Source organism: Sphingomonas pseudosanguinis, assembly GCF_052056765.1.
GTDB lineage: Bacteria > Pseudomonadota > Alphaproteobacteria > Sphingomonadales > Sphingomonadaceae > Sphingomonas > Sphingomonas pseudosanguinis.
In genome coordinates, this window is record NZ_CP189888.1 from 1207040 (window position 1) to 1228646 (window position 21607).

The following is a 21607-nucleotide window of genomic DNA, read 5'->3' on the forward strand; positions in this document are numbered from 1 at the left end:
GAGCTTTCAGCCGTTCAGCCAGTCCGCCGTGATCTCGCCGCGATGCCCTTCTGGTGCCAAGGCGGCGCGGAGGGCATCCAACAGTGGCGGTAGCACTTGCGTGAAGGCATAGGGCGGATTGACGATGAACAGGCCTGCGCCGTTGTAGATGCCGGGCTGATCGGCATCGTACAGCCAATGCTCGACCGATAGAAATTTCGGGATGCCGAGCCGGTGCAACTGGTGCTTCCACCGCTCGTGGGTTTCGCGGTCTTTCAGCGGATACCAGATGACCGTCACGCCATGCGCCCATTTGCGATGCGCCGCGGCGAGCGTGGTGGCGATGCGCGTGCGCTCGTCCGTCTGTTCATAGGGCGGATCGACCACCACCACGCCGCGCGCCGTCCGGGTCGGCAGCATCGCCAGCCAAAGCTCATAGGCATCGCGCTCGTGCACGGCGGCGGGCGTGCCGCGCATCGCACTGCGCAAGGTGCGGGCGTCCTCGGGATGCTTTTCGTTGAGGATCAGCACGTCCTGCGGGCGCAGAAGCTGCGCCAGGAATTGCGGCGAGCCGGGATAGAGTTGCGGCTCCGCCCCGGCATTCACCGCGCGCACGGCGGCGCGATAGTCGTCCAGCAGGGGGTTCGCATCGGCAAAGGCCCGCACCACGCCGTGCACGGCCTCACCGGTGCGCTGGGCCTGTTCGCCGCCCAGATCGTAGAGGCCGCAGCCGGCATGGGTGTCGATCAGCGTCAAGGCGCCCGGCTTCTGCTGCAGGGCGCGGATAAGCGCGATCAGCAGGCTGTGCTTCACGACATCGGCGCTGTTGCCGGCATGGAAGGAGTGACGATAATTCATGGAAATTCAAAAACCTGCCGATTGGCTTTTGCACGCGGTGGAGGACAAGGGCGCCGGGCGATGACCGTCAAGGCCCTTTGCGCGACGTCTCAAACCAGCTTTTGGGGGTGGCGGCAACAGGGACGATCTCGAACCGCGATGCTGTCGAGCGGAGCCATCGGTCATGCGGGCCGCTGCGAACCGTGTGCCGAGGTCGACACCTCTTCGAACTGGCCCGGTGCGATCCCGGCGACGGACCAGTCACCGATCGACCAGCGGACGAGCCTCAAGGTCGGCAAGCCGATCGCCGCCGTCATCCGCCGGACCTGCCGATTGCGGCCTTCGCGAATGGTGATCCTCAGCCAGTTGTCGGGAATGAGCTTGCGCTGGCGGATCGGCGGATCGCGCAGCCATAGATCGGGCGCGTCGATCCGCGCCACCTCGGCGGGCAGGGTCATGCCGTCCTTGAGCAGCACGCCCTGCCGCAAGCGGGCCAGATCTGCTTCCTGCGGATCGCCTTCGACCTGAACAAGATAGGTCTTGGGCATCTTGAAGCGGGGATCGGCGATGCGCGCCTGCAGTCTCCCGTCATCGCAGAGCAGCAGCAGACCTTCGCTGTCCCGATCGAGCCGCCCGGCGGGGTAGACGCCCTTCACGGCGATGAAGTCCGACAAGGTCGATCGCACCGTGGGTGATCCGCGATCCGTGAATTGGGACAGGACCCCGAAGGGTTTGTTGAACAGGAGCAACCGGGCCATCGCCGGCTCATATCGCCGGGTTTCGGCTTTGTCTTCGTCATCGCGCTGAGAAACCCGTGGCATGCCGCGAACGACGAAGTCGGCGTCGTCGATTATATACGGAGGATTGCGATCGTCATCGAGATTGAGGGGGTATCATCCCGGCTGATGTCTATCGCGGCCTCGGTCGGCTGACGATCTATCCGAATGTACTCGCTGACCTTGGTGCGCATTAAAAACCCCACTAGGCTAATCTGCTTTAGCGGGGCTTTCGTTATGTCCGCTCGACGTTGCCGAGAATGGCCGCACGTTGCGCGATGGCGCGCATCAGGCCCTTGTCGAACGCTTGGGCCAGCGATCCCTCCACGAAGCGGTCCGCCCGTAACAGATAGGTCAAAATCCAGCCGATCTGTTCGACGCTGGCATTGGCGATGGCCGGGGGATGCTCGATCATGTGCATGGCCGTGGAACGGGCCTCGTCATCCACGGGCCTGAGGTAATGGGCGGCGACATCCTCCCTGGCGATCGCAGTGACGAAGGCGGCGGCGGGGTCGGAGAAGTGGAACCAGGGCATGGTGATAACCCCTTCGGAGGATCGCCGGGGTTCGGTCCATGCGCCCGTCACGAAATCCGGTTCTGATAGGATAGGGGCAAAAGCGGCAATGTTGCGAAGCGTGGCCATGTCCATATGCTGATCCTATCCAACCAATGAGGGGTGGCCACCGTTTTTGCGCAATGGATGATGACCGGTTCCTTCGACCAAGATCTTGCCTGACTGGCGCAACGGGTCGCGACCGCGATCGATGCAGGAACGTCGGCGGCGGGCGGCCTATCGCTTCGGGGGGCGCAACTTGCTTAGAAGGTGGGACAGTTCCGCAACGGCGATGCTTCCCTGGCGGACCAATTAATTTTGTTCGATTAGATTGAGCGCAAGAATTTGCGCGTCGCGGCTCCCACGTGGGATCGCGGGCCGGTATGTCCATCCGCCGATCGTAGCGGCGAAGGAGGTTAAACCAGAACAAAAGGATGAGATCTCGATACGAGATTTTCTCGAATCGTCACCATCTAAGCCATTGATAGGCTTGTAATGGTGACCCCTACGGGAATCGAACCCGTGTTTCAGCCGTGAAAGGGCCGCGTCCTAACCGCTAGACGAAGGGGCCGCCGGGTGGCGTGGAGGGGCCTCTAAGGGAGGGTGGTGAAACCGTCAAGCGCTTTTTTTAGTCGGCCCATGCGGCGTCTTCGATATGGAGTTCGGCGACGTCGCGGCCCGACCAGTCGTCGATCTTCGCGCGGCCGGCCAGCCACAGGCGGCGGGTGCTGCCGGCAGCGAGCAGCGCCTGGCCCAGTGCGGTTTCGGCGTGGCGGAAGGCCATGGCCTTCAGGCTGCGGCCATCGGCCCCGGCGACGATCGCGCGGACATGGTTGGTGCCGACCAGATCGGCGCGGATGACGCGGAACGGGCCGGCGGCGATGCGGGGGGCGGGCCAGCCCATGCCGTATGGACCACCGGCCTCCATCGACCCGACCAGCGCCGGATTGACGCCGCCGGGGGCCAGTACCGCATCGACCAGCAGCGCGCGGCCCGCGCTGGCGCGGACGACGGCCTCCGCCAGCCTTTCCTCCAGGAAATCGGCCAGTTCGGCAATGCGGTCGGCGGCGACGGTCAGGCCGGCGGCCATCGCATGGCCGCCGCCCGCGATCAGCAGGCCATGCTCCTTGGCGGCCAGGATCGCCGCGCCCAGATCAACGCCGGCGATCGAGCGGCCCGAGCCCTTGCCGATGCCATGCTCGTCGACGGCGATGACGATGGCGGGGCGGTCCAGCTTTTCCTTCAGGCGCCCGGCGACGATGCCGATGACGCCGGGGTGCCAGCCCTCGCCAGACACCAGCACGACCTGGCGGCCGCGATCCGCAGTCGCCTCGGCGGTGGCCTGCACCCCGGCCTCGATCGCGCGGCGTTCATCGTTGAAATAATTGAGCTCCTCGGCGATGGCGCGTGCCTCGGCCGGGTCCTCGGTGGTCAGCAGCCGGACGCCGAGATCGGCCTGGCCGACCCGTCCGCCCGCATTGATGCGCGGGCCGAGCGCGAAGCCCAGGTCGGAGCAGGTCGGCGCACGGGTCAGCCGCGCCGCCTCGGTCAGCGCGGCCAGCCCGATATTGCGGCGCTGCGCCATCACCTTCAGCCCCTGCGCGACGAAGGCACGGTTCAGGCCCTTGAGTGGCGCGACATCGGCTACGGTGCCCAGCGCGACGAGGTCGAGCAGGTCGAGCAGGCGCGGCTCGGGCCGATCGGCGAAGAAGCCGCGCTGGCGCAGCGTGCGGATCAGTGCCGCGCCGAGCAGGAAGCACACGCCCACAGCGGCCAGATGGCCATGCGCGGCGCCTTCCCCCTCGTCCAGGCGATTGGGGTTCACCACCGCATGTGCCAGCGGAAGCTGGGTCGCGCATTTGTGATGATCGACGACCATCACCTCGATCCCGGCGGCATGGGCGGCGGCGAGCGGCTCGAACGCCTGCGCGCCGCAATCGACGGTAACGATCAGCGTCGCCCCTTCGGCCTGGAGCCGCAGCAGCGCCGCCTCGGTCGGGCCATAGCCCTCGGTCAGGCGGTCGGGAATATAGGCGCGGGGCGACAGGCCGAGCGACCGTAGCAGCCGCACCATCAGCGCCGAAGAGGTCGCGCCGTCGACGTCATAATCGCCGAAGATCGCCACCGGCTCGCCCGCGATCACCGCATCGGCCAGCCGTTCGGCGGCGCGGTCCATGTCTCGGAAGATCGAGGGGTCGGGCATGAAGCTGCGGATCGAGGGTTGCTTATGCTCTTCGACCGCCTCCGGAGGGCATCCGCGCGAGAGCAGCAGCTGGGTGACCAGATCGTCATGGCCCAGCCCGTCGCGGGCGTCGGCGGACAAAGCACGCCAGCGCCAGGGCTGGCCGAGAATGGATTGCGCGATGCCGAGGACGTCGGTCATGGGCGGACAGCGATGGGCAGGAACGTCACGCGAACGCCATGCCATGCCGGCCGGAGGCGGGGCAAGAGGGGCGGCCCCCCCAGATACTCAGCTCACCCAATTGCCTTCGCGAAACCACTTGGTGATGACATATTTGACGCCCTCGACCACCGGCATGCCTTCATGCAGCGTGGCGTCGTTCGGGCTGCCGTCGAGCAGCATGTTGTTCCAGGCGAGCAGCAGGCCGCGGCGCGGGGCGACGCGGATGCCGGCCTGCGGGAACCAGGTCGCACCCCCCTCGGGCACATCGTTCAGATAGATCATCGCAGTCCAGGTGCGCTGGCCGCCATGCACCTTGACCTTTTCCCAATAGCTTTCGGTTTCGTGGAAATAGTCGTGATGCGCGCGGAATTGCTGGCCGGGGGCATAACGCTGGCCCTGCATCGTCTCGCCCTGTTCGGGGGGGATGCCGAGCAGGCGGGCGATCGATTCGTCGATCGGCTGCACATCGGGCGACCAGCGGTTCATGTCGCAACTCTCCGAGGTGCGGAACCCGTAATCGGGTCGGTCGGACAGCAGGGTCGAGGGGCGACGATTGGCGTCGATCATCGCGATCAGCGCGTCGCACTGTGCCGGTGTCAGGAAATCGGCCTGATAATAGATCTGCGCCGCATCGGTCGCGACGCGCGTGACTGCCGGGTTGGCGTCCAGATGCTGGGGCACGCTCACCCCGAACCGGGCGCGGACGGGGGAGGCGGCGGGGTTGCCCTTGGGCTTCCTCGAAAAGAACGACATGGGCCGGATGTGCGACGGAGCGCCGATAAAGACAAGAGGGGAGGGGGCGAACCCCCTCCCGCCCGGCCTTACCAGAAAATGTCGTAGACGATGTCGACGACCAGCCCGCTGCGCGTGTCGACCAGCACCGCGTCATTATAGTATCGGACCCAGCGATAGGGGCCGTAGGTCGGCGGCAGGCGATAGGCGTACGGGTCGGTCAGCCAATAGGTCCGGCCGAACAGCATCGGCTCGAGGATCACGCCGCTGGAGAAGCGCTCATAGCCATAGCCGCCCTGCGGGCCGTAATAGCGTGGCAGGTGATAGGCGCCGCGATTGAGCGAGCGCCACCCCAGCCAGTCATAGCGGCGATCCCGCCGCCAGCCGCGATCCCATTGGTTCGCCCAGTTGCGACGCTCTGCGAAACCGTAGGCCTGATTGTCCTGGTCGCGCCAGTCGCCATAGTTGCGCCGCCAGCGATCGCGATCCTCGCGCCGCCGCCGTTCGTCGTCGCGCCAGCGCTGGTCCGGCCCCTGATCGCGGCGCCATTGCTGGTCGCGCCACTGACCCTCGGGGCGGGGCTGGCCACGCCACTGGCCGGGCTGGCGATCGTCACGACGCCACTCTTCGCGGCCGGGGCGTCGGTCGTCGGGGCGCCGATCATCGGGGCGGGGACCATCGGGGCGTGCCTCGCCACGACCCGCCCAGCGGCCGGGACCGTCAGGGCGCCGCTCGGGGGCGGGCGGCCGGGGCGCCTCGGCATGGTCGGGGCGATAGGCGGGACGGTTTTCGGGAAACGCCTCGCGGTCGTTGAAGATCGGGCGACCTTCGCTGCGCTCCAATTGGCCACCGGGGCGCGGGCCGCCGGGGCCACCGGGTCCGGGGCGCCCTTCGGGGCCGCCGCGTGGCCCCCGATCCATCATGATGTCCTGCGCCATGGCGATCCCCGGTGCCACTGCCGCCGACGCCGCGAGCAGGACCGCCATCCAATGCTTCTTCATACCCACTTACCCCATGCGCCGGCGCACATGCCGGCTCCGATCATGCGGTGAACCCTGCCATGCGCGTGTTGAGTGGATGCTGAACCCGACTGTCAGCCAAGTGAAAGAATCATGTCAGCGGCCGTCTTGCACCATCGCGCCGGGGACCAGCGCCGGCACCGCGCGCGCGGCATCGGCGGGATCGGTGCCGGGCAGGGGCGCGCCGGGGATCGTCTCCTCGCCCCGCTGCGCCCGCGCGGCGCGCTGGATCGCCTCGACCAGGCGCGGATAGATGCCGCAGCGGCACAGATTGGTGATCTGCGCGCGGATCAGCTCTTCGGACGGATCGGGATGTTTCTGGATCAGCGCGGCGGCGGCCATCACCATGCCGGGGATGCAATAGCCGCACTGGCTGACATTGGCGGCCAGGAACGCTTGCTGCACGGGGTGCGAGCGGTCGCGGGACAGTCCCTCGATGGTGGTGACGACGCTGCCCTCGATCCGGCCGATCGGCACCTGACAGCTGCGGACGGCGCGGCCGTCGATATCGACCGTGCAAGCCCCACATTCGCCGGTGCCGCAGCCATATTTGGTGCCGGTCAGATTGGACGCGTCGCGCAGCGCCCAGAGCAGCGGCGTGTCGGGCGGCAGGCGATAGCGGACGGGCTGGTTGTTGACGGTGAGGCTGGTCATCCTGAGGCGGCGCTTAGTCGATGCAGGGGCGCAGAGCTACCGCCCGAGCATTGGCGCGGCGCGGTCGAGGACGAGATCGGCGTCGGAAAAGCGGATCGGGGTGCGTACGCCCGGCACGGTGGAGCCATCGGGACGCTCGGGCTGGATGGCGAGGCCGCGTGCGAGCACCTGCGGGTCGGCAAAGGCCTGTTCGACCGTGTTGATCGGGCCCGCCGGAACGCCGGCCGCCTCCAGCGCCGAGAGCAGCTTATCACGCGGCCAGCGGGCGGTGGCGGCCTCGATCATCGGGGTGAGCGTGGCGCGATGTTCGCAGCGCAAGGCATTGGTCGCATGGAGCGGATCGTCGCCGTCGATGCCGACCACATGCGCGAAGCGGCGGAACTGCGCGTCATTGCCCACCGCCAGGATGAACCAGCCGTCGCTGGCGGGAAAGGCGGCATAGGGCACGATATTGGGATGCGCATTGCCCAGCCGGCTGGGCGTCATGCCCGAGGTGAGATAGTTCATCGCCTGATTGGCCAGCACGCCCGTCATCGTGTCGAGCAGCGCCATGTCGATATGCTGGCCGCGCCCGGTCCGCCCGCGCATATGCAGCGCCGCCTGGATCGCGATGACGGCATAGAGCCCGGTCATGATGTCGGCGAGCGCCACGCCGATCTTCTGCGGCGCGCCACCGGGCTCGCCGGTCAGGTCCATGATGCCGCTCATCCCCTGGACGATGAAGTCGTATCCGGCGCGGGCGGCATAGGGGCCGTCCTGCCCGAAGCCGGTGATCGAGCAGTAGATCAGGCGCGGATTGATCGCCGACAGGCTGTCATAGTCCAGGCCATAGCGGGCGAGGCCGCCAAACTTGAAATTCTCGATCACGACATCGGCATCGGCGATCAGCGCGCGGACCCTGGCCTGCCCCGCGGGGGTCGCGAAGTCGGCGACGACCGAGGACTTGCCGCGATTGGCCGCATGGAAATAGGCGGCATCCTGGCTGCCGTCCGGATTGGCGATGAAGGGCGGTCCCCAGCGGCGGGTATCGTCACCCTCCGGGCTTTCGACCTTCACCACCTCCGCGCCGAGATCGGCCAGCACCTGCCCCGCCCAGGGGCCGGCGAGGATACGGGCGAGTTCGACGACCTTGAGCCCGGCGAGGGGGGCGGGTTTGGTCATCCATTCCTCCCCAAGCTATGCTTGGGGAGGGGGACCATCGCGTCAGCGATGGTGGAGGGGCTGGACGGACCCGCCATGCCCCTCCACCACGCCCTTCGGGCGCGGTCCGCCTCCCCATCGGGGATGGGGAGGAATAGGGACTGGCTCAAAACGCCGCGATTCCCGTGATTGCGCGGCCCAGGATCAGCGCGTGGACGTCGGCGGCGCCTTCATAGGTATTGACCGTCTCCAGGTTCATCAGGTGACGCATCACCTGATACTCGCCCGAAATGCCGTTGCCGCCATGCATGTCGCGCGAGGCCCGCGCGATGTCGAGCGCCTTGCCGACATTGTTGCGCTTGACGATCGAGATCATCTCGGGCGCGAACCGGCCCTCGTCCATCAGCCGGCCGACGCGCAACGAGGCCTGAAGCCCCAACGCGATTTCGGTCTCCATATCGGCCAGCTTCTTCTGGAACAGCTGCGTCGCGGCCAGCGGGCGGTCGAATTGCTTGCGGTCGAGGCCATATTGGCGCGCGGCGTGGAAGCAGAATTCCGCTGCGCCCATCGCGCCCCAGCTGATGCCGTAGCGGGCGCGGTTGAGACAGCCGAACGGCCCCTTCAGCCCCTCGACATGCGGCAGCAGCGCCTCCTCGCCGACCGCGACCTCGTCCATCATCACCATGCCGGTGATCGACGCGCGCAGGGACAGCTTGTTCTCGATCTTGGGCGCGGACAGGCCCTTCATGCCCTTTTCCAGCACGAAACCCCTGATCGCGCCGCCATGCGCGTCCGACTTGGCCCAGATGACGAAGACATCGGCGATCGGCGAGTTGGAAATCCAGGTCTTGGCCCCCGACAGGACGTATCCGCCATCGACCTTTTTCGCGGTCGTGCGCATGCCGCCGGGGTCCGAGCCGGCATCGGGTTCGGTCAGGCCGAAACAGCCGATCCATTCGCCGCTGGCCAGTCTGGGCAGATAGCGATGCTTCTGTTCGTCCGAGCCATAGGCGTGGATGGGATACATGACGAGGCTCGACTGCACGCTCATCATCGAGCGGTATCCGCTGTCGATCCGCTCCACCTCACGCGCGATCAGGCCATAGGCGACATAGGATGCACCGACGCCGCCGAACGCCTCCGGAATGGTCGGGCCGAGCAGGCCGAGCTGCCCCATCTCGCGGAATATCTCGGGGTCGGTATGTTCGTGCGCAAAGGCCTCGACGATGCGCGGGGCCAGCCGGTCATCGGCATAGGCGCGCGCGGTGTCGCGGATCATCCGCTCGTCATCGCTCAGCTGGTCGTCGAGCAGGAACGGGTCCGCCCAGTCGAACTTGCCCATCAGGGACATGGAATTCTCTCCTTATGTCCGCCGCTTCTCGGCAAGGTGGGCGGCTTTGTCCACCCCCGCCGGGCCGGTCAGGTCGTGGTCTTGACCGGCGGCGCGGGCACGGTGCGCATCGGCTCTGCCGGCGGATTGGCCTTCAGAAAGGTCTCCAGCGTGCCCATCGTCGAGGACCACCATTCGACGACATCGGTGAAATTGGCGCGGGTGATGCCGCCCACCGTCGACATGTCGTGCGTCAGCCGCAGATCGCCGTCCTTCATCAACGCGAGCTGGGCGAAGCGCTTCTCGCTGTTCCATGTGTTGACGAAGTTCAGGTCACGCCGCTCGGACGGGGTCAGCCGCATCGAGAATTGCAGCGAGGCGCATTGCTTGTGCGCCTCGCAGTCATAGAAATAGATGTTGAACTTGTAGCCGGCGGCCGAGCTGACGATCATCGGATCGCCCTCGCCATCGGTGTCGACCAGCCCCTGATACCCTGCGCGCATCATCGCGCCGCCGACGCTGTTGGGATCGCTGGCGCAGATCAGGTCCTTGGGACAGGGCGTCGTATCCTTGGCCTCGGCCGCGCCCGCACCGGCCCCCAGCGCCAGGGCCGCCAGCCACCATGTCTTCGTCATGCTCTGCTCCCCCTCCGATGCTCGCCCCAAAGGCTATCACCGCGCCGCGACGGCGCAAGCCCGATCGCGGATGACAAAAAGGCCCCCTCCCGCCGGAGCGGAAGGGGGCCAGTCACCCGACGCAGACCGAGGGGGCGTCAGAGCTTGAAGCTGAGCGTCGCGCGCAGATCGCGGCCCGACAGGGGGGCGAAGTCCTTCAACACGCTGGCATGGCGGCGCGCATCGACGTCGAAGATGTTGTTCGCCGACAGCGTCAACGTCGTCGGGTTCAGCGGCCCCCAGGGCTTCAACTGGACCGAGGCGTTGACCAGGGTGAAGCCGTCGGTCGGCGTCTCCACGCCCATGACGCGGCTTTGCTTGAAGCTGCGCTCGACCTCGACGCGCGCGTTCACGCGGTCCGACTGCGCCTCGAGCCCGCCCAGCAGACGCAGCGGCGGGATGCGCGGCGCTGGGCCGTTGTTCAGGATCTGGGCGTTGACATAATCGCCCAGCAGGTCGGCGTTGATCGCATAGGTGCCGATGGTGGCGAGGCGCAGCGACCCCTCCGCCTCGATCCCGTAATAGCGGGCATCGGCCTGCGCATATTGGAAGCAGGGCAGGTCGACATCGCGGCCCGAGGGCGCGGCGGCGTTGACGCACGCGGCGGCCGGCACGAACGCGTCATAGATATAGTTGGAGAAGCGGTTGTAATAGGCCGAGGCGTCGAAGCTATAGCCCTCGCCATGCCCGTGCAGCGTGGCTTCGATGCCCCAGCTGCTTTCCTTGCGGAAATCGGGATTGCCCAGCTCATAGGCCTCGGTCCCGGCATGGGGGCCGTTGGCGAACAGCTCTTCGGCGGACGGCGCGCGTTCGGTACGTGACAGGTTCAGGCCGGCGCGCCAGTCGGGCGCGAAGCCATAGCTGGCGCCGATCGACCCCGAAAAGGCGTCGAAGCTGCGCTGCCCCCGGAAGAAGCGATCGTCGGTGACGGCGGTGCGCGCGGTCAGCGAGGTGTGCTCGTAACGGGCACCGGCCTCCATCTTGAACGCGCCGCGATCCAGCTGTTGCAGGGTGAACAGGCCGACCTGCGCGGTATTGTTGCGCGGCAGGAAGGCTTCCTCGCCCTGCACGTCGAAGTCGCGGTTGAAGAACTGCACGCCCGACGCGCCCTGCCAGCCGTCACGCTTCGCCTGAACCAGCTCGAGCCGGCCCTCGATACCCTTGTTGTAGAAAGCGGTGCCGACCTCGCCATCCTCTTCCAGCTCGAAATGGCGGTAATCGGCCATGCCGGCGCGCAGGCGGATGCGCTCGAGGAAGCCGCCGCCCGTCTCGATCTCGCCACGCAGGTCGACGCGGTTCTGAACCAGGCTGAGGCGCGGGGCCTCCGGTTCCTCGCCGCCGGGGGCCAGGGCATAGCGGATCGGTACGCCGTACAGGCTGTCATAATGGCTGTACGAGACGCCGAGCGAGCCATTGTCGGCGATGAACGCGCCGCCGACACCGGCGGTCCAAGTCTCGCTGGCGGTGTTGGGCAGGCGACCGCGCAGATTGGCGGTATTGGCGAAGTCGAGCGGATCGTTGGGCGCCTGCGCCGCCGATGCCAGCGCCTCGGCCCGCGCGCGGCGCGACAGGACATAGCCGCCGATCTTCAGGTCGTCGGTCTTCAGATACGAGCCATCGGCATGGACGACGAACTGCTTGCCGATCGCGACATCGGTCGCGCCCGCCACCGAGCGTTCATTGGCGGCCGAGCCATAGCCGGCGATGCCCGACAGGCGATAGCCATTCTCGGGCACGCTGCGCGGGATGCGGCTGTCGATCACATTGACGACGCCGCCCACCGCCGACGATCCGAACAACAAGGCGGAGGGGCCACGCAGCACCTCGACCCGCTCGGCGAGGAGGGGATTAATGACCACGGCATGGTCGACACTGGTGTTCGACACGTCGATCGAGCCGATGCCGTCGGTCAGCACGCGGATACGCTCGCCCTGGAAACCGCGCAGCACCGGGCGCGAGGCATTGGGGCCGAAGGAGGTGGCCGACACGCCCGGCTGGCGCGCCAGCGTCTCGCCGATGGTCGGGCGGATCGAGCGGACCAGTTCGTCGCCGGTGACGATCGAGGTGCCCGACAGCACATCCGCCTCCGACTGGAGCACCGGCGCGGTCACGACGATCTCGCGGCCACGATTGGTCGGCTGCGGCGCAGTCTGCGCGACGGCGGCGCTGAACGGGACGACAAGGGCGGCGGCGGACAGGCCGGACAGCAGGGCGGGCTTCAGCAAGACGGGGCTCCGATGGTTGGCGAAGCCCCGTGCCTAACGTAGTGTTACATCATATCAAGAGAAAAATGCCCTCACGCACATCCGTTCGCCGCATCGTTACAGATGAGGACGGATAAGCAACAGTCGCCGGGCGCCGGCACGACCGCGATGTCCGCGACCAGGTCGCGCCCGATCGGCAGGTCCGCCTCCGGCAAATCCGCCAGCCAGCGGGTCACGGCCGGGCTCGGTGTGAACGCCAGCGCCAGGGTGGCCACGGTGCCGGTGAAGGTCGCCGACGCCCAGGGTTCGGTCGACCGTATGTCGATCGATACGGCACAGCCGGCCCGCGCGGCATGGGCGGTCAGGACGCGCGTCAGGCGGTCGACCCCGTCATTCGACCGGAGCCGGGGCTGCGCGACAGGCATCGGCGTTCGCGCGATCCGTTCCATCATGGTCATGCCAGATGATCCCGGATGAAGGTCTTCACCCGCCGGATCGTATCCGGCCCCGGCTCGCGCCCGCGTCGCAAGTCGCCGACCAGCCTGGGGTCGTTGACCGCCAGCCGTCCGAACTTGGTTTCGGGCATGTGGCTGGTTTTCAGATAGCGCTCGATGAGCACCAGCAATTCCATGGACGTTCTCCCATTGTCCGATTCTTACTTCTGTGTTCTTGATCTGTTCTATTTTCCAACTTGTCTAGGAAAAATCCTATGCCTATATCGATGTCATGATGGGACAGGATGTCAGGGCGGCGCTTCCGGCGCTGGCGGAGCAGGCGGGCGTCAGCCTGGCCGCGCTGTCGCGCATGCTCGGCCGCAACGACGCCTATCTCCAGCAATTCGTCCATCGCGGCTCGCCACGAACCCTGGCGGAAGGCGATCGGCGACAGCTGGCCGAGTTTTTCGGCGTGCCCGAGACGCGGCTGGGCGCGCCGAAGGAGGCCGGGCCGTTGTTGATGCCGCGTCTGGCGGTCGCGGCGTCGGCGGGGCCGGGGGCAACGGTCGATGACGATGTGATGATCGGGGTCGAGGCGCTCGACCGGCAACTTGCGCGGCGGCTGGGGCTGAGCGATGGCACCGCCTCGGTCATTCGGGTGCGCGGCGATTCGATGGCGCCGGGGCTGATGGACGGCGACCATCTGGTCGTCGATCAGAAGGACACGCGGCCCGGCGCGCGCGGCGGTCTCTACATCATCCGCATCGGCGACGCGTTGATGGTCAAGCGCGTCTGCGCCACGCCGCAGGGGCTGGTGGCGACCAGCGACAACCCCGCCGCGCCGCCGGTGCCCGATGGGCCGATCACGGTGGTCGGGCGCGTCGTCTGGCAGATGCGACTGCCGGCCTGACGCCGCACGGGCCAGCGGATCAGCGGTTGCGCCACCAGAGCAGCAGCGCGGCCAGGATGCCGATGCCCAGGCCGACCAGCACCGCCACCGTTACTTCCCCCGTCGCTAGGCCGGCGATGATCCCGCCAACGATCCCGATGGCGATGAAGATGCCGCCGCCGCTGGAGGTCGGGCGGGGCGGTCGGGGCTGTACGGGATCGGTCATGGCCGCTGTCCTGCCATGCCCGGCGGCGTCAGGCCAGCCGTCCCGACACGGGGCGGTGGGGACACGCAACGGGACTGGTCAAGCGGCGGAGGCCGGCCTAGGGGGAGGCATGAAGCGGTACGGTTCTGACGATTTCCTGTTCGACGACGGTGGAGAGGCGACCGGCTATGTCGTTCCCTTCGTGACCGATACCGATGTGGCGACTGCGTCCGAGATGATCGAGACGTTCGGCAAATCGGCCGGCGGCGAAGCGGCGGCGCGCGCCGGGCGCAGCCGTGATCTGGGCAACCATATCCATTTCTGCCGCTGGCGGCAGATCGAGCGGCTGATCGGCCTGCTGGTGCTCGAAGAGGCGTTCGACACCGTCCATTGAGGCACCTTGCGCCGACGACCGCCCCGGATCGCGGCGGCCGGCGCGGCAAATCTGTTCAATCGAACGCGCTTGGGGGTGTCGCGGACCGTTCCGCGTCGCTAGGGATCGGGCCATGAGGGTCCGCATCGGGCGGCCGCACGATGTGGCCGCTATCGTTTTCATGGCAATGGCTTGGGGGAGCGCCGGCTGGACGGCGGCCGCCAGGGCCCAGGCCGCGCCCGCCGGACAGGATGCCGCACCGTCGACCGCCACGCCGCCTTCGGGGCAGGCGCTCGACGATCCGATGATGCTCGACCCCTCGGCACCGCTTGCGCCCTTGCCCGAGATCGGCGTCGCCTGGCCCGACCTGTCGACCGCGCCCGCCGATCCCGCCGCGACCATCGCCGCCACCGTCGATGCGGCGGCCGAGCGGCGCTATCGCTGGCGGATCGAGGGCATCGACGATACCGGCGATCTGGTCCGCCAGCGGTTCGACCAGCTATCGACTCTCAGCGCCAACGAACGCGATGCCGCCAACGCCGCGCAGCTCGACCGCCGCGCGCGCGAGGATGCGGCGCTCCTGACCAATTTGCTGCGCGGCGCCGGCTATTACGACGTGCAGGTCGCGACCCGGATCGAGCCGGGCGATACGCCAACCGTCGTGCTGCAGGCGGTGCCCGGCAAGATCTATCGCTTCGCCGATGTGACGCTGGACGGGGTGACCGCCACCGGCGACAAGGCGGGCGAGCTGACCAAGGCTTTTGGCATCAAGCCCGGCGACCCGGTCGATGCCGACCGAATCGTCGCGGGCCAGGCGGCGCTGTCCTCCGCGATCGGCGAGGCGGGCTTTCCCTTCGCCAAGGTCGGCGATCCGCAGATCGTGGTCGACCATGCGACCGGCACCGCGACGATCGACCTGGCGCTGCAACCCGGGACCGAGCGTCGCTATGGCCGGATCGTCGCGACCAACGACCGGGTGTTCGACGCCGGACATATCCAGGATATCGCCCGCTTCCGCCCCGGCCAGCCCTACGACTCGACTGGCCTCGACGATCTTCGCCGCGCGCTGGTGCAGACGGGGCTGGTGTCGTCGGTCGAGGTCAAGCCGGTGCCGGGGAACACGCCCGAGACGGTCGATGTCGCGGTCACGCTCGAACCCGCGCCGCAGCACACCATCGCGGGCGAGCTGGGTTACGGCACGGGCGAGGGTGCGCGCGCCGCGATCAGCTGGACCGACCGCAATCTCTTCCCGCCCGAAGGCGCGCTGACCCTGCGCAGCGTCCTGGGCACGCGCGAACAGCTGGGCGCGGTCGTCTTCCGCCGCAACAATTTCAACGGTCGCGACCGGGTGCTGACCGCGCAATTCTCCGCCGCGCACATCATCCGCGACGCCTTCGACGCCAAGACGCTGTCACTGTCGGGCAATCTGGAGCGGCAGACCAATATCTTCTTCCAGAAGACCTGGACCTGGTCGCTGGGCGCCGAGCTGCTGACCTCGGACGAGCGTGACGTGATCGCCTCGACCGGGCAACCGCGCAGGCGTACCTTCTTCATCGGGGCACTGCCGACCAGCCTGAATTACGATGGCTCGGACGATCTGCTGAACCCGACGCGCGGCTTTCGCCTGGGCGGGCGGCTCAGCCCCGAATTGTCGTTGCAGGGCGCCGCCTTCGGCTATGCGCGGACGCAGATCGACGCCAGCCTCTACCACCCCTTTGGCGAGCGGGTGGTGCTGGCGGCGCGGACGCGGCTGGGCACGATCCTGGGCGCGCCGCGTGACCAGATCGCGCCGTCGCGGCGCTTCTATGCCGGCGGCGGTGCCTCGGTGCGCGGTTACGGTTTTCAGGCGATCGGGCCGCGCGATGCCAATAACGATCCGATCGGTGGGCGCAGCCTGGCCGAGTTCTCGATCGAGGCGCGGGTGCGGGCGTTCGGCAATTTCGGCATCGTGCCGTTCCTCGACGCGGGCAATATCTCGACCTCGCCGCTGCCGCGCCTGACGGGCCTGCGCTTCGGCACCGGGCTCGGCGTGCGCTATTACTCCAATTTCGGCCCGATCCGCCTGGATGTCGGCACCCCGATCAACCCGCAGCGCGGCGACAGCCGGGTCGCGGTCTATGTCTCGCTGGGTCAGGCCTTTTGACCGACGCGCCAGACCTGACCGAAACCGCGCCAACCCCGCCACCACGCGGGCGACGCTGGTGGTGGCGGCTGGCGATCATGGTCGCGGCGCTGGTGGGGATCGTCGTCGCGGCGCTGCTGATCGTCGACACGCCGATCGGCCATCGCTGGGTGGCGGACCGGATCGGGAACATCCGCACCGAAAACGGCCTGCGCTTCTCGGTCGGGCGGATCGAGGGGTCGCTCTACGCGGACATGCGGCTGACCGATGTGCGGGTCTATGACCTCGACGGCCTGCTGGTCCGCGTGCCGAGCGCGCGGCTCGACTGGCGGCCCTGGCGCTGGGCGAGGGGCGCGCTCGACATCCGCCGGGTCGAGGCGCCGGTGGCGATGCTCTATCATGTGCCGCGCACCCGACCGACCGGACGGCAGGGTCCGATCCTGCCCGATTTCGACATCCGCATCGACCGGTTGCACCTTGAGCGGCTGATCCTGGCCCCCGCCGTGCTGGGGCGGAAGCGGGTGGCGCGGGTCGACGGGCGTGCGGATATTCGCGACGGCCGCGCGCTCGTCCGGCTGGACGGGATCGTGGCGGGCAGCGATCAGCTTCGCCTGCGGCTCGACGCACAGCCTGACCGCGACCGGTTCGATCTCGACGTGCGGGCGGAAGGGCGCGCCGACGGCGTGCTGGCCCGTGCGATCGGCGCGCGTGCGCCCGTCTCGCTGGCGGTCGGTGGCGCTGGCCGCTGGGCGGCATGGAATGGTCGCGCGCGCGGGTGGATCGGCGCGCAATCGGCGGTCGACCTGACCCTGTCGGCGCGCAGTGGGCGCTATGCGCTGGCGGGCCGGATCGCGCCGTCGCTATTGCTCAAGGGGCGGTTGCAGCGGCTGACCGCGCCGCGCGTCACCGTCGCGGGCGAGGCCGATTTCATCGATCGCCGGTTGAACGGCGCGCTCGCCCTCCGTTCGTCCGCCTTGCGGTTGCGCGCGCGCGGAGTGGTCGATCTGGGCGACAATCGGTTCGAGGGGCTGCGGGTCGACGGCACGCTGGTCCGGCCCGAGGCGCTGTTCGCCAATATGAGTGGGCGGGCGATCGACCTGAGGCTGCGGCTCGACGGCGCGTTCGACCGCGCGGCGTTCGACTATCGCCTGGCCGCGACGCGCTTCGCCTTCGGCCAGACGGGGTTCGAGAATGCGCAGGCGGTCGGGCGCGGGCGGCTGAACGGGGGCTGGCCGCTGACCCTGCCGGTGCGCTTCACCGCCGCGCGGGTGACCGGCGTGGGCGAGGTGGCGGGCGGCATCCTGCGCGGGCTGAGCGCGGCGGGCGATCTGCGCATCACCCCGCAGGCGATCACCGGGCAAAATCTGGCGCTGCGATCGGACAAGCTGTCGGGGCAGCTCGGGCTGACCATTGATCTGCGCATCGGGCGCTATGACGTCCGGCTCAACGGCGCGTTGCAACGCTTTCTGATCCCTGGCCTGGGGATCGTCGACGTCCGCTCGACGCTGAGCGCGGTGCCCGGCGTCGATGGTCGCGGCACGCGGGTCGTCGGGCGTGGCGAGGCGCAGGTGCGGCGGCTCGACAATGGTTTCCTGCGCTCGCTGGCGGGGGGATTGCCGCACCTGACCACCGATCTGGAGCGCGGGCCGGACGGCATCTTCCATTTCCGCCGGCTGGTCCTGACCGGCCCCAAGATCCGCCTGACCGGCGAGGCGATCCGCCGGACCGACGGCACCTTCCGCTTCGTCGGCGGCGGGCGGCAGGCGAGCTATGGTCCGGTGCGGATGATCCTCGACGGGCGGATCGACCGGCCGACGCTGGACCTGATCCTGGCCGCACCCAATGCCGCGATGGGTCTGCGCGACGTCCACGCGCATCTCGACCCCAATGATCAGGGCTTCGCCTTTCGCGCCGCCGGTGGTTCGCGACTGGGGCCGTTCCAGGCGAATGGTGCGATCCTGCTGCCCAGGGGGCAGGACGCCGTCATCCAGTTCCAGCCGATCGCGGTCGCAGGTACGCGCGCCACCGGGACGCTAACCGTCGCCGAGGGCGGCTTTACCGGAAAGCTGGGCGTCGCGGGCGGCGGCCTGTCGGGCGAGTTGCTGTTCCGTCCGGCCGGCGACATCCAGCGGATCGAGGCGCATCTGGCCGCGCAACAGGCGCTGCTGTCGGGTGTCACCGTCCGGCAGGGGCGGATCGACATGGTCGCGCTGTTCGATCCCGCCGGCACGTCGGTCGAGGGCAGCGCGGTGGCGCAAGGGGTGCGGCGCGGGGCGTTCAACATCGCCCGGCTGAACGGCACCGCCACGCTGCGCGGCGGCACGGGCGAGGTGCGCGTCGGCATCTCGGGCTCGCGTGGCCGCGCCTTCGCGATCCAGACCGTGACCCAGGTCGCGCCGGGCCGGTTGTCGATGACCGCGCAAGGCACGCTCGACGGCCGCCCCTTGCGCTTCCTGTCGCCCGCCGAGATCACGCGCAGCGACGATGGCTGGACGCTCGCGCCGACCCGGCTGAGCTTTGCCGGCGGCGAGGCGAAAATCGCGGGGCGGCTCGACGCCGACGGTATGGAGGTCGAGGCCGGCCTGACGCGGATGCCGCTCGCAGTCCTCGACATCGGCTATCCCGGGCTGGGGCTGGGAGGCAGCGCCAGCGGCACGCTGACCCTGCGCCAGACGACGGGCGCACCGACCGGCAAGGTCGACCTGACCATTCGCGGGCTGACCCGCGCCGGCCTCGTCCTGACCTCGCGGCCGATCGACATGGGCGTGGCGGGCGTGCTGTCCGCCGACCGGCTGGGCGTGCGCGCGGTGATGGCGTCGGGCGGCCGCGTGATCGGGCGCGCACAGGCGCTGATCCAGCCATCAGGGGCAGGCGACTGGGCCGGGCGGTTGCAGAATGGGCGATTGATCGCGCAGCTTCGCTATGCCGGGCCGGCCGATACGCTGTGGCGGCTGACGCGGGTCGAGATGTTCGACCTGTCGGGGCCGGTGGCGATCGGTGCGGACGTCAGCGGCTCGCTCGCCGTGCCGGTCATTCGCGGCGCGGTACGTGCGGTGGGGGCGCGGATCGAGAGCGCGACCACCGGCACGGTCCTGACCGACGTGCAGGCGACCGGACGGTTCGGCGGGTCGCGCCTGGTCATTGATCGCTTCGCCGCCAAGGCCGGGCGCGATGGTCGGGTCAGCGGCACCGGCCAGTTCGAATTCGCCGCCGCCAACGGCATCGGCCTCGACCTGTCGCTCCAGGCGGATCGGGCGGCGATGATCGCGCGCGACGACATCGCCGCGACCGTCTCCGGGCCGCTGACCATCCATTCGGATGGATCGGGCGGCACCATCTCGGGCGACGTCTTGCTCAACAGCAGCCGCTATCGCCTGGGCCGCGCGACGGCGGCGACGGCGGTGCCGCAGCTCAGCATCCGCGAGATCAATATACCCGGCGGCGGCGAGGAGGATGACGTGCCGGTCAAGCCCTGGACGCTGGCGATCCGCGCGCGGGCACCGGGCGGGCTGCTGGTCACCGGACTGGGGCTGAACAGCGAATGGTCGGCCGACCTGAAGATCGGCGGCGAGCCGGCCAATCCCGCGATCACCGGCCAGGCGACGCTGATCCGCGGCGATTTCGAGTTCGCCGGCCGCGACTTCGACCTGTCGCGCGGCGTCATCCGGTTCGGCGGCGAGGTGCCGGCCAACCCCGCGCTCGACATCGCCGCCAATGCCAATGTCCAAGGGTTGAGCGCGACGATCCGCGTCACCGGCACCGCGCTCAAGCCCGAGATCGGCTTCTCCAGCACGCCCGCGCTGCCCAATGATGAGCTGCTCTCGCGGCTGCTCTTCGGGACCTCGATCGCCAGCCTGTCCGCGCCCGAGGCGCTGCAACTGGCCGCCGCCGTGGCCGCGCTGCAGGATGGCGGCAACGGGCTGAACCCGATCAACGCGGTGCGGCGTGCGGCGGGGCTGGATCGCCTGCGCGTGCTGCCCGCCGATGTGCAGCAGGGGCGTGGCACCTCGGTCGCGGCGGGCAAGTATATCACCCGCCGACTCTATGCCGAGATCATTACCGACGGACAGGGCTATAGCGCGACGCAGGTCGAGTTCCAGGTCACCCGCTGGCTGTCGCTGCTTTCGACCATCTCCACCCTGGGGCGGCAGAGCGTGAACGTGCGGATATCGAAGGACTATTGAGGCGTTGGCGCGAGCCGAACGACCCCGAAATGCATAAGGAGCGAGCCGATGGAAAAGACCGCCTTCATCGAACGGACCGGTGGGCCGGACGTGATCCAGTGGCGCGACGCCGACCTGCCGCCGCCGGGCGCGGGTGAGGTGCGGATGCGCCACCATGCGGTCGGGCTGAACTATATCGACACCTATCACCGCAGCGGCCTGTACCCGATCGACCTGCCCGGCGGGCTGGGATCGGAGGCAGCGGGCGTCGTTGAGGCGGTGGGCGCGGGTGTGACCGCGTTCGAGGTCGGCGACCGGGTGGGCGTGTTCGGCCCGGCGCGCGGCGCCTATGCGACGGCGCGCAACGTCGCTGCCGATCTGCTTGTACCGCTGCCCGATGATGTCGATGATCGCACGGCGGCCGCGATCCTGCTGAAGGGCACGACGACCGCCTTCCTGATCGAGGATTGCGCGCAGGTGCACGCGGGCTGGCCAGTCTTGGTCCATGCGGCGGCGGGAGGCGTCGGCCATCTGGCGGTCGGCTGGCTGAAGGCGATCGGCGCGACGGTGATCGCGACGGTGGGCAGTGAGGCCAAGGCGGAGCGTGCCCGTGCCGCCGGTGCCGATCATGTCATCCTCAACCGCACCGAGGATGTCGCGGCACGCGTTCGCGAGATCACCGATGGGGCCGGGGTGCCCGTGGTGCTCGACGGCGTCGGTAAGGCGACCTGGGAGGCTTCGCTGAACAGCGCGGCCCGGCGCGGGCTGGTGGTCAGCTTCGGCAATGCCTCGGGACCGGTCGATGGCGTCAATCTGGGCATATTGGCGGCCAAGGGCTCTCTGTTCGTCACCCGCCCGACGCTGTTCGACTATGCGCTGACGCCCGAGGACAAGCGGCACCTGGCCGAGCGGGTGTTCGCGATGCTTGCCAAGGGCGCGATCACGCCGGAGATCGGGCAGGAATTTGCGCTGACCGACGCCGCCGAGGCGCACCGCGCGATCGAAGCGGGCGAGACGGTGGGGAGTACGGTGCTGATCCCGTGAGGGTGGGGGCGTGGGCTTCGACTTCGCTCAGCCTGAACGGAAGTTGGGGAAGACCCAACCATAAACGCCGTTCAG

The 21607-nt window shown here is 68.5% G+C and carries 19 protein-coding genes and 1 tRNA gene; 5 read left to right on the forward strand and 15 right to left on the reverse strand.

The window, feature by feature from the left end:
* Positions 1 to 6 precede the first annotated feature (6 nt).
* From ACQHGV_RS05420 to ACQHGV_RS05485, 14 genes are all read right to left on the reverse strand, one after another.
* On the reverse strand, positions 7 to 837 hold the full coding sequence (locus ACQHGV_RS05420) for a 23S rRNA (adenine(2030)-N(6))-methyltransferase RlmJ (RefSeq protein WP_440979725.1): 831 nt from the start codon (positions 835 to 837) through the stop codon (positions 7 to 9).
* A 161-nt stretch (positions 838 to 998) separates the two neighbouring features.
* Positions 999 to 1574 (reverse strand): pseudouridine synthase, encoded by a 576-nt coding sequence (locus tag ACQHGV_RS05425; protein ID WP_440979726.1) that lies wholly within the window; start codon positions 1572 to 1574, stop codon positions 999 to 1001.
* A 253-nt stretch (positions 1575 to 1827) separates the two neighbouring features.
* Positions 1828 to 2241, reverse strand: coding sequence for a DUF6508 domain-containing protein (locus ACQHGV_RS05430; protein WP_440979727.1), 414 nt, complete (start codon positions 2239 to 2241; stop codon positions 1828 to 1830).
* Between the two features lie 400 nt (positions 2242 to 2641).
* Positions 2642 to 2716: transfer RNA gene (locus ACQHGV_RS05435), tRNA-Glu, on the reverse strand.
* A 57-nt stretch (positions 2717 to 2773) separates the two neighbouring features.
* Complete coding sequence (gene recJ / locus ACQHGV_RS05440) at positions 2774 to 4528, reverse strand: single-stranded-DNA-specific exonuclease RecJ (protein ID WP_440979728.1); 1755 nt, start codon at positions 4526 to 4528, stop codon at positions 2774 to 2776.
* An 87-nt stretch (positions 4529 to 4615) separates the two neighbouring features.
* A complete protein-coding gene (locus ACQHGV_RS05445) occupies positions 4616 to 5302 on the reverse strand; it encodes a prolyl hydroxylase family protein (protein WP_409788498.1) in 687 nt (228 codons plus the stop codon).
* Positions 5303 to 5370: 68 nt separating this feature from the next.
* Positions 5371 to 6282 (reverse strand): RcnB family protein, encoded by a 912-nt coding sequence (locus ACQHGV_RS05450; protein WP_440979729.1) that lies wholly within the window; start codon positions 6280 to 6282, stop codon positions 5371 to 5373.
* Between the two features lie 114 nt (positions 6283 to 6396).
* Positions 6397 to 6954 carry a (2Fe-2S)-binding protein gene (locus ACQHGV_RS05455; protein ID WP_440979730.1) on the reverse strand — a complete coding sequence of 186 codons (558 nt, stop codon included), beginning with the start codon at positions 6952 to 6954 and terminating at the stop codon, positions 6397 to 6399.
* A 36-nt stretch (positions 6955 to 6990) separates the two neighbouring features.
* Positions 6991 to 8115: a CaiB/BaiF CoA transferase family protein gene (locus ACQHGV_RS05460; protein WP_440979731.1), complete on the reverse strand. Its 1125-nt coding sequence runs from the start codon at positions 8113 to 8115 to the stop codon at positions 6991 to 6993.
* Positions 8116 to 8260: 145 nt separating this feature from the next.
* Positions 8261 to 9445: an acyl-CoA dehydrogenase gene (locus tag ACQHGV_RS05465; RefSeq protein ID WP_440979732.1), complete on the reverse strand. Its 1185-nt coding sequence runs from the start codon at positions 9443 to 9445 to the stop codon at positions 8261 to 8263.
* 68 nt (positions 9446 to 9513) lie between these two features.
* Positions 9514 to 10059, reverse strand: coding sequence for a YbjN domain-containing protein (locus ACQHGV_RS05470; protein WP_440979733.1), 546 nt, complete (start codon positions 10057 to 10059; stop codon positions 9514 to 9516).
* Positions 10060 to 10196: 137 nt separating this feature from the next.
* Positions 10197 to 12323: a TonB-dependent receptor gene (locus ACQHGV_RS05475; RefSeq protein ID WP_440979734.1), complete on the reverse strand. Its 2127-nt coding sequence runs from the start codon at positions 12321 to 12323 to the stop codon at positions 10197 to 10199.
* Between the two features lie 71 nt (positions 12324 to 12394).
* Positions 12395 to 12760 (reverse strand): hypothetical protein, encoded by a 366-nt coding sequence (locus ACQHGV_RS05480; RefSeq protein ID WP_440979735.1) that lies wholly within the window; start codon positions 12758 to 12760, stop codon positions 12395 to 12397.
* On the reverse strand, positions 12757 to 12933 hold the full coding sequence (locus ACQHGV_RS05485) for a hypothetical protein (RefSeq protein ID WP_440979736.1): 177 nt from the start codon (positions 12931 to 12933) through the stop codon (positions 12757 to 12759). The genes ACQHGV_RS05480 and ACQHGV_RS05485 overlap by 4 nt, the downstream gene beginning before the upstream one ends.
* A 95-nt stretch (positions 12934 to 13028) precedes the next feature.
* Here ACQHGV_RS05485 and ACQHGV_RS05490 point away from each other — a divergent pair, with 95 nt between their 5' ends.
* Positions 13029 to 13646, forward strand: coding sequence for a S24 family peptidase (locus ACQHGV_RS05490; RefSeq protein ID WP_440979737.1), 618 nt, complete (start codon positions 13029 to 13031; stop codon positions 13644 to 13646).
* A 19-nt stretch (positions 13647 to 13665) separates the two neighbouring features.
* On the opposite strand, the gene ACQHGV_RS05495 is transcribed toward ACQHGV_RS05490, so the two are convergent.
* Positions 13666 to 13851 carry a hypothetical protein gene (locus ACQHGV_RS05495; protein WP_409788480.1) on the reverse strand — a complete coding sequence of 62 codons (186 nt, stop codon included), beginning with the start codon at positions 13849 to 13851 and terminating at the stop codon, positions 13666 to 13668.
* A 109-nt stretch (positions 13852 to 13960) separates the two neighbouring features.
* On the opposite strand from ACQHGV_RS05495, the gene ACQHGV_RS05500 reads away from it, so the two are divergent.
* From ACQHGV_RS05500 to ACQHGV_RS05515, 4 genes are all read left to right on the forward strand, one after another.
* The gene (locus tag ACQHGV_RS05500) at positions 13961 to 14224 is read left to right on the forward strand and encodes a hypothetical protein (protein ID WP_440980229.1); all 264 of its coding nucleotides are present in this window, start codon (positions 13961 to 13963) and stop codon (positions 14222 to 14224) included.
* A gap of 160 nt (positions 14225 to 14384) precedes the next feature.
* A complete protein-coding gene (locus tag ACQHGV_RS05505; RefSeq protein WP_440979738.1) occupies positions 14385 to 16346 on the forward strand; it encodes an autotransporter assembly complex protein TamA in 1962 nt (653 codons plus the stop codon).
* Positions 16343 to 20509: a translocation/assembly module TamB domain-containing protein gene (locus ACQHGV_RS05510; protein ID WP_440979739.1), complete on the forward strand. Its 4167-nt coding sequence runs from the start codon at positions 16343 to 16345 to the stop codon at positions 20507 to 20509. Before ACQHGV_RS05505 ends, ACQHGV_RS05510 begins: the two co-directional genes overlap by 4 nt.
* Positions 20510 to 20557: 48 nt before the next feature.
* Positions 20558 to 21532 (forward strand): quinone oxidoreductase family protein, encoded by a 975-nt coding sequence (locus tag ACQHGV_RS05515; protein ID WP_440979740.1) that lies wholly within the window; start codon positions 20558 to 20560, stop codon positions 21530 to 21532.
* The last annotated feature ends 75 nt before the right edge of the window (positions 21533 to 21607 follow it).